We start from the raw sequence: 2,185 nt of genomic DNA, 5'->3' as shown, positions 1-2,185 counted from the left end.
ACCCTCAGCCATTGGCCGATCGCCGCCGAGCGGCGGAAATTGCCCGCCACTTGCACGCCCCACGGCTTGACGTTGATCGAGGCCATGGCGACGGTCCGTGACATGATCACCGGCAGCCGGCGGCAGGCGACCGCGAAGCTCATCTTGGGATCGAGCGGCTGGACGGCGCCGGCATAGGATTTGTCGGAGAACTTGTCGACGGGCTCGCCCATGATGTCGAAGACATAGCTTTCCGTCTCCATCGGCAGGAAGCCGCCGGAGGAGAGCCAGCGCGACACGCGGTTCTCGCCGGCATTATAGGCCGCCGCCGCAAGGCCGAGATTGCCGTAGCCTGCCTTCATCTCGGCGAGATATTTCGCGGAAGCCGGGATCGCCTGCTCGATGTCGAAGGAATTGGCCAGGCCTCGCATCTTGGCGGTGCCGGGCATGAATTGCGCGATGCCTTCCGCGCCGACCGGGCTCACCGCGTTCGGATCGAAACGGCTTTCCTTCCAGATCAGCCTGGCAAAGAAATCCTTGGGCAGGCCATTCTGTCGGGCCTGGGTTTCGATCAGATCGCAGACACGGCTGATCAGCCGTTTGGCAGCCGATTTCGACTGCGGCGGATCCGCCGAAGCGGCCGCCACCCAACTCAGGCAGCAAAGCAAGGCCAGGGTCACCGTGAGGAAACGGTGCATCGGCCTACTCGGCCGCCGCCTTGCCGTGTCCGTAGCGCTGCTCGATATAGTCGCCGACCATCTTCTCGAAATCCTGCGCGATCGAGGGTCCGCGCAACGTCGCCGCCTTCTTGCCGTCGATGAAGACCGGCGCCGTCGGCGTCTCGCCGGTGCCGGGCAGCGATATGCCGATATCGGCGTGCTTGGATTCGCCCGGGCCGTTGACGATGCAGCCCATCACCGCGACCTTGAGGTTCTCGACGCCGGGATATTTCTCGCGCCACACCGGCATGTTCTTGCGGATGTCGGCCTGGATGCCCTGGGCGAGTTCCTGGAACACGGTGGACGTCGTGCGCCCGCAGCCGGGGCAAGCCGCGACGATCGGCACGAACTGCCGGAAACCCATGGTCTGCAAGAGTTCCTGCGACACCTGCACCTCGCGGGTGCGATCGCCATTCGGCTCCGGCGTCAGCGAGATGCGGATCGTGTCGCCGATGCCCTGCTGCAGGAGGATGCCCATCGCGGCGGAAGAGGCGACGATGCCCTTGGTGCCCATGCCCGCCTCGGTGAGACCCAGATGCAGCGCGTGGTCGGAGCGGGTGGCGAGCTCGGTATAGACGGCGATCAGATCCTGCACGCCGCTGACCTTGGCCGACAGGATGATCTTGTCGCGGCCAAGCCCGATCTCTTCGGCCATCTCCGCCGACAGGATCGCCGACTGCACGATCGCCTCGCGCGTCACTTCCTGCGCGGTGAGCGGCGAGCCCTTCGCCTGGTTGTCGTCCATCAGCCGGGTCAAGAGCTCCTGGTCGAGCGAGCCCCAGTTGACGCCGATGCGCACCGGCTTGTCGTGTTTGATCGCCATCTCGACGATGGCCGCGAACTGTCGGTCCTTCTTGTCCTTGAAGCCGACATTGCCGGGGTTGATGCGATATTTCGCCAGCGCCTCGGCACAGGCCGGATGATCGGCGAGCAGCTTGTGGCCGATATAGTGGAAATCGCCGACCAGCGGCACGTCGATGCCGAGCCTCAGCAGCCGCTCATGAATGCGTGGAACCGCGGCCGCGCTCTCGTCGCGGTCGACCGTGATGCGCACGATTTCCGAGCCGGCGCGGTGCAGCGCCGCGACCTGGGCGACGGTCTGGTCTACATCGGCCGTGTCAGTGTTGGTCATCGACTGCACGACGACCGGGGCGCCGCCGCCGACGATCACGCCGCCGACCGATACGCCGACCGACGTTCGCCGCGGGAAGGGTGAGGAAAAATATCCGGTCATGCCGGCCGCCTTCATCTGAAAGTTCCGGGCATGAGGTGGCGGAGCAAAGATGGCTTGTCAATGGCAAGCGGCAGGCAAGGCCGTCAAATCCGCTGCTCCCAATTTGCCGCCGCGCGGCTCAAAAGGAAACATCGGCCTGCCGAATGGCGCCCAAAGCGGTCGGGAAATTCAGCATAAAACACCAAGCCGGTGGCATTTCTTGCCACCGGGAGGCTGCACCGCGGCGGGAGCGGTTATGGTGCCTAGAGGAGGT

2 protein-coding genes are annotated in these 2,185 nt (G+C 64.9%); both read right to left on the bottom strand.

Translation table 11 applies throughout. The annotated features are described in order from the left end of the window. Nucleotides 1-677 (bottom strand): lytic transglycosylase domain-containing protein (locus EOD07_RS31670; protein ID WP_127238072.1); only part of this gene is annotated, 677 nt, incomplete at its 3' end. A 4-nt stretch (nucleotides 678-681) separates the two neighbouring features. After that, complete coding sequence (gene ispG / locus EOD07_RS31665; protein WP_127238071.1) at nucleotides 682-1,932, bottom strand: flavodoxin-dependent (E)-4-hydroxy-3-methylbut-2-enyl-diphosphate synthase; 1,251 nt, start codon at nucleotides 1,930-1,932, stop codon at nucleotides 682-684. Nucleotides 1,933-2,185 lie beyond the last annotated feature (253 nt).

The sequence above is a fragment of the Mesorhizobium sp. M2C.T.Ca.TU.002.02.1.1 genome (genome assembly GCF_003997225.1).
This window is presented reverse-complemented; position numbering and strand designations above follow the sequence as displayed.

What these genes read in the sequence shown, in the direction of transcription:
- ispG (WP_127238071.1), bottom strand. Translation starts at nt 1,932, where the DNA reads ATGACCGGATATTTTTCCTCACCCTTCCCGCGGCGAACGTCGGTCGGC.